This is a genomic window from Actinomycetota bacterium (assembly GCA_018830725.1).
GTDB lineage: Bacteria > Actinomycetota > Humimicrobiia > JAHJRV01 > JAHJRV01 > JAHJRV01.
Map to the genome: position 1 here is coordinate 1 of JAHJRV010000114.1, position 6,209 is coordinate 6,209.

Sequence of the window (6,209 nt, forward strand, 5' to 3'; positions counted from 1 at the left end):
AAGAAGATATTAAAATAAATGATAAAAGAGTAATAATTAAAATAATTTTAATTTTATTTCTTACTAATATTTTTTCACATATATTTTCCAATATCGTCTCACTTTCTTTTATTTAGATTTTTTGTTTATTATTTTTGATAAATTTCTCCCATTTCCTCTTTGATATTTTTTTAAGTATTTCCATAACTTCATCATCTGAGGTTTGTGAAAATTCTGTGTAAAATTGTCCAACTGCAGCAAAATAAGAAGGTGCATATAAACAGATAACCTCATCAGTTATTTCTTTCAGTTCTTCAACTGATTGTGGAGAAGCTACAGGAATAGCAACTATAATCTTTTCTGGCTTCTTTTTTTTAACAGAAATAACACCAGCTTTCATAGTAGCACCTGTTGCTATTCCATCATCAACTAATATGACTGTTTTCCCTTTCATATCTGGAAGTAATTTATCCATATTATATTTTTTTCTTCTTCTCTTGATTTCCTCCAGTTGTGTCTTTTTTTCCTGTTCAATAAATTCCTGAGATATATTTAATAAAGATACTAAGGACTCATCTATTACTAAAGAATCATCATCTGAGATTGCACCAAACGCAAGTTCAGGATTAAACGGAGATCTTAATTTTCTTGGAATTATTATATCGAGTTCACATTTCAGAATTTTTGCAACCTCTTTTGCTACAACAACTCCACCTCTTGGTACACCTAAAACAAGGCTATCTTTCCCATAGCCTTTTTCTTTAACTTTTGCCCCGAGGATTTTCCCAGCCTCTTCCCTATTTGAAAATATCATTTTACCTTCTATGAACTTTCTTAAGATTTATAACTTTTTTAAAGCTTAATAAAACTAATATAAAAACGAAAATTATAATTAAGATTTTAAAATAATGTTTCCATAATGATAACGTGATTTCAGAGAGATTGACTTTATTACTTTTAATGTCTACATCATTCTTGGAAGAAATATCAAGCTTTAACAATTCGTCATTTCCTAAAAAAATATTTAAATGTCCTACCTTCTCTCCTCCTTTTATAGGTAAATTAAATGTATCATCAATCTCAATTTTTGTTTGCAATTTCATTTCCTCTTCGCTACTTAATAGAACCTCTGTTTTTTCAATAGGATTGACCTCTATCTCCTTATAAATACCTTCATTTTCAATTATTAGATTGGGGAAAGGGTCTGTAACTTTGGTATCTATTTTTTTGTATTTAGAGAATCCATATTCAAAAATGTTTATCATATCTTGATCTCTATATCCAGGTTCACTATCTAATACAACACCAATTAAATTAATATCATCCTTTTTCGCAGAAGCAACTAAACACACTCCAGCTTTAATTGTGTATCCAGTTTTAATTCCATTAGCATATTGATATTTGTTTAAAAATTTGTTTCTATTTGTAACATATCTTTTTTCATCAGAACTTGGTGGACCAGGCATTACTTTCATTCTTGTATTTACTATCTGTGCAAATTTTGGGTTTTTCATGCAATATCTAGCTATTTGTGCAATATCATAAGCTGTAGAAATGTTACCATCTCCATTTTCTTTATCATCTAAACCATGTGGATTTATAAAGGAGGTATTAATTGCTCCTATCTCTTTGGCTTTTTTGTTCATAATATCTATAAACTCTTCTACTGAACCACCAATATGTTCTGCTATAGCATGACATGCATCATTTGCTGAAAAAAGTAATGCAGAATAAATTAGGTTTTCAAATGTAATTATTTCACCTTCTTCAAGCCAAACTTCTGATTCTCCAACTAAAGTTGCTTCTTCGGAAACTACCACTTTATCTTTCAAATCTCCATTTTCAATTGCTATTATTGCAGTCATGATCTTTGTAATGCTTGCAGGTGATTGCTTTTTATGAGGATTTTTTTCCCATAAAACTCTTCCTGAATGTGCATCTATTAAAATTGCAGATTTTGATGAAGTGACAAGATATCCAGTTTCCGAAAAAATTGGATATTTTTCCTGACCTATTGCAGTATCTATTTTATAGTTTATGGGAAAAGCAATAGATACAAAAATGAGGATTAAAAAAAGTGCAATTTCCCTTTTAAATTTTTTAATCAGCAAACAAGAATCTTTAATCATTCTCAATTGACACTACTTTCTCTATTACTCTTGAGTAGATTCTTTGTCACGATGAGGTAAGTTTTCATCTAAAAATGTTTTTAAGCTATTTTTTAGTAGCAAGTGTCTCAGTCTTAATGTTAGCTCTTCTAAATCAGCTATTTTTTGAATAGCTATTTTTCTCATTTCTAAATCATGTGACCTTATTAATGGCATAACGATCTGCTCAATAAAAGTAGCTTCCCTATTTGCAAAATTTTGATAAATTTTTAGATGTCTTGGATATATTCCGTAGTTAGAAAATTCATTAATAATTCGTGCTATTTTCACATCATTATTACCATATCTCACTCCATCTTCAGTTTTACGTGGACTGATCAAATTATAGCTTTCCATCTCATCTATTATCTCAGAATTTACCCGAACTGCATTTTCTAATTCCTTATTTGTTATAAGTTTTTCCTCAAATAGTTCTTCTTTATGGATTTTCTCACCCATCTCCTCTACAAGTTCCTCAAATAGCTGGAGTGGAGATTGTTCTAATTCTACCAATTTAGATTTAATAACTCCAAGTGGAAGATAATATTGCTTTTGTAATTTTAGTATTGTCCTCATTCTTTCTACATCTTTAGGATAGAATTTTCGATATCCACCTTCAGTTCTTTCTGGGGAGATTAAACCCACTTTGTCAAAAAAGCGTATCTTACTTATTGAAATGTCATCAAATTCTTCTTTTAAACTTTCGACTACCTCGCCCACTGTAATGTAATCTCTTTTTTCAGATGTCATATTACACCCCCATTCTTATAAGTTATTTAAAGTGGTGAAAGAAATACCATTTTTATTCTTCCAATCTGAATCTCATCATTATTTTTTAATATTTTTTTCTTTTCTCTGCTTCCATTAATATAAGTACCATTTGTGCTTTCTAAATCTATTATTGTATATAATCCCTGGTCATTAATTATTTTTACATGATTTCTTGAAATTGTTATATCATCTAAAAAAATATCGCTATTTATATTTCTACCAATAGAAATAATATTTTTATCAATCAGATATCGAGCTCCTGAATTCGGACCTTTTATAACTATCAACATTGGAAAATTTAAGCTCTTTCTTAGATTTTTTAATTCTTTTCTCGAAAGCGCTCTTTTTCCCTTTTCATCTTCTATAATAATAGAAGCAAAGGTTCTTGTTATATTCTCTTCAACTTCTTTCTGTAATTGTGATCCACAGTATTGGCAATAAATAGCATCATCTTTATTTTCTCTTATGCATCTTTCACAAATTATCAATACTTTTCTCCTTGCCCTTTAAATCTATAAATCAATCATTTAGGGTTTATTCTATCATTTAATTAAAACAATTAAAAGACATTATTATAAAAAAGTTTTGAATTGTTATTTTTTTATTGATTTTGTGAAACAAGTTTATGATAATCTTTTGGATTTAATAAAATAATTTTATTTTTAGGATAATACCTGGTAAAAATCTTTTCATTGCCTAAAACTTCTCCATCTTTTGAAATGATTCTAGTAACTGTAACATCTCTTCCATCAACACCTTCCGAATCCACAACCTCAGTTCCCTCTTCAACTTCTGGGTCAGGTTTATATTTCACTTTATAATCTTTAAAGTTGCTAAAAGGTGTAGTTATAATTTCAACTTCTCTTCCAAAATTTGTACTAAAAAAAGATAATGTGCAGGAAGATTTTGTAGAATCTCCTTTTATCAATATCCAATAGTCAGTATCATTCTCAAATTTAAAATCTTGCACACCCCAGCTTACTGTAGAATCTCTCCCTGGTGGATATCTACTTATATACCATTGATGTGGATTTCTTTCTATAATTTTATATCCTCCCAAAAATGCTGTATTAAATATCGTTGTTGAAACATTGCAGACTCCTCCACCAAAAGTGTCTACAAGTTCTCCTTGAATAATAGTTGGTGCTTCTAAAAATCCCTTTTCTTTTGTTCTTTGACCAGTTGTTTTGTTAAACAAAAAAATTTCATGTGGTGCAATTAGAATTTCATCCAACATTGATGTTATTAATCTTATATTATGAACTCTATTTAATGCCTTAGAAGAAAAATATTCAGTGTGTGTTGAAACTAACTCTTTTATACCCATAGAGTCAGCTTTTTCAGTAGTTAATTTTGGTTTTAATATCAGAATTGGAGCTTCAAAAATTCTACTCTCTTTTCTATGAGCAGTTTCTTTGAATTGAGAGAGGAATTCATTTCTAATTAATTTCTTCCCATCTACGCTTGGTTCAATTATTACTTGTTCACCATCAACAATAAATCTTGCATCTATGGGTACACGCTCAATCTTATAAGATATTGAGTTTATTAAATATTTAATTAATTTATTATTAAATAAAACATCTACAACTAATTTTTCCTTGCCATTCTCTTTAATTATTAATTTCTTAAATTCCACAATATTTGCGATTTTTTTTCTATCCAATTCATAACTATCTTCAGGTAGTTTTATAGTAATAGGATTGCTTATAATAATTTCTGCTTCATCCTTTACATTTTCTAATTTATTTTCATCAAGTAAAGGTTCTATATAAATAACGGGTAAATCAAAGGTTCCACCATTATCATGAACTAATGAATTCTCAATAAAATCCTTTATTAATTTCTGGTTTAATTTCAAACCTATCTGGCTAGGAGTGATTACAACCTGAAGATTTTTTATGATTACATCTGAGGAAATTGGTTCTTTCTTAATCTCTAATTCAATATCATTAATGAATTTTGAAGTTAAATTTTCACTTATTTTACACTCAATTGGAATATTTATTCCCCTCATCCATAAATTCATTCTTTCAATAATATCTTTATAGAAATTACCGCTTCTACCCAATTTAAAAGCATTTTCATATGTTTTATCCATGTCAAACTTTAAATCAAGGTCTTTTGCACCTATTTCCCAGCTATTATCATCAAATTCAAATCTTATATTATTATTTAACGTATCAAATTCTATACTTTTGAATATTTCTTTTGCTTCGTCTTTTTGCAATAGACCTATATCTTTATGTTTAACTTTCACAAAACTATGAGTCTTACCAAGAGATATAGAATATTCAAGAGCGATAACTAAGCACAAAAATATAATTATTGAGGATATAAAATAAGCAGTTATTTTTAGGAAATTTATAAATTTCTTCATATTAATTATCTAAAAATTTAACATAAGTTTTTAATTATTTTCTAAAGTAATTTAATGAATTTTACAAAATAGTCTATACCGGATAATAATGAAAGACAACAACCAATAAAAAATAGATATATGTCATAAGGAGGTAATCTTAATAACAAAATTGCTATCGAAATCATTAATATAAAAGTAGCAACTTTCCCAAGTGTAGAAACTTTTAAATATTTATTGCCTTTTCTTAAAATTATATAACCAATTACCATCATAATATCTCTAATAACTACAATTGATACTCCAATTAGAGGAACTCTCTTATTTATAAATAAACTTATAAGAATAGATATGATTAATAACCTATCAGCAAAAGGGTCAAGTATTTTTCCAAACTCAGTTATTGATTCAGTCATTCTTGCAATTAATCCATCCAATAAATCAGTTAAAGCAGCTAATGTAAATAGAAGGAATGCCCAGATAGATGATTTAGGCTCTAAATTGAATATAAAAAAAATTATTAATGGTATTAATGCTATTCTAAATAAACTAATTATATTTGGTATAAATTTTTTACCCATTTTACAATCTTTTGTGTATATTTTTTTGATCAAATATATAACATGTTTTTTTAATCAAATATGTTGGCTTTCCAAGTAACTATCATATATATTTGGTCGGGACGGGCGGATTCGAACCGCCGACCTCCAGTACCCCATACTGGCGCGCTAAACCAAACTGCGCCACGTCCCGACCTTTTAGCAACATACAAGAAATGATAAATTTTAAACTTAACTTCATATATATAGTAATAAATATTATAACATTTAAGATCTGTATTTATTGAATCAAAGAATATTACTATTTATCTTTTAAGTTTTTGTTCTAAATAATATCCTTATAGGTGTCCCTTCAAAACCAAACTCTTCTCTTATTTTTTTCTGCAAAAATCT

The 6,209-nt window shown here is 28.1% G+C and carries 7 protein-coding genes and 1 tRNA gene; all 8 read right to left on the bottom strand.

What is annotated here, in order from left to right; translation table 11 throughout:
- Positions 1–112 precede the first annotated feature (112 nt).
- Positions 113–793 (bottom strand): phosphoribosyltransferase, encoded by a 681-nt coding sequence (locus KKC53_05585; protein ID MBU2598624.1) that lies wholly within the window; start codon positions 791–793, stop codon positions 113–115.
- A gap of 1 nt (position 794) precedes the next feature.
- Positions 795–2,108 carry a D-alanyl-D-alanine carboxypeptidase gene (locus tag KKC53_05590; protein ID MBU2598625.1) on the bottom strand — a complete coding sequence of 438 codons (1,314 nt, stop codon included), beginning with the start codon at positions 2,106–2,108 and terminating at the stop codon, positions 795–797.
- Between the two features lie 24 nt (positions 2,109–2,132).
- Positions 2,133–2,876 (bottom strand): MerR family transcriptional regulator, encoded by a 744-nt coding sequence (locus tag KKC53_05595; GenBank protein MBU2598626.1) that lies wholly within the window; start codon positions 2,874–2,876, stop codon positions 2,133–2,135.
- A 26-nt stretch (positions 2,877–2,902) separates the two neighbouring features.
- Positions 2,903–3,385: an FHA domain-containing protein gene (locus KKC53_05600; GenBank protein MBU2598627.1), complete on the bottom strand. Its 483-nt coding sequence runs from the start codon at positions 3,383–3,385 to the stop codon at positions 2,903–2,905.
- A gap of 113 nt (positions 3,386–3,498) precedes the next feature.
- The gene (locus KKC53_05605) at positions 3,499–5,277 is read right to left on the bottom strand and encodes a VanW family protein (protein MBU2598628.1); all 1,779 of its coding nucleotides are present in this window, start codon (positions 5,275–5,277) and stop codon (positions 3,499–3,501) included.
- Positions 5,278–5,318: 41 nt separating this feature from the next.
- On the bottom strand, positions 5,319–5,837 hold the full coding sequence (gene pgsA, locus KKC53_05610; GenBank protein MBU2598629.1) for a CDP-diacylglycerol--glycerol-3-phosphate 3-phosphatidyltransferase: 519 nt from the start codon (positions 5,835–5,837) through the stop codon (positions 5,319–5,321).
- 93 nt (positions 5,838–5,930) lie between these two features.
- A tRNA-Pro gene (locus tag KKC53_05615) sits at positions 5,931–6,009 on the bottom strand.
- 119 nt (positions 6,010–6,128) lie between these two features.
- Positions 6,129–6,209, bottom strand: an 81-nt coding sequence (locus tag KKC53_05620) for a GTP-binding protein (protein MBU2598630.1), incomplete at its 5' end; no start/stop codon positions are given.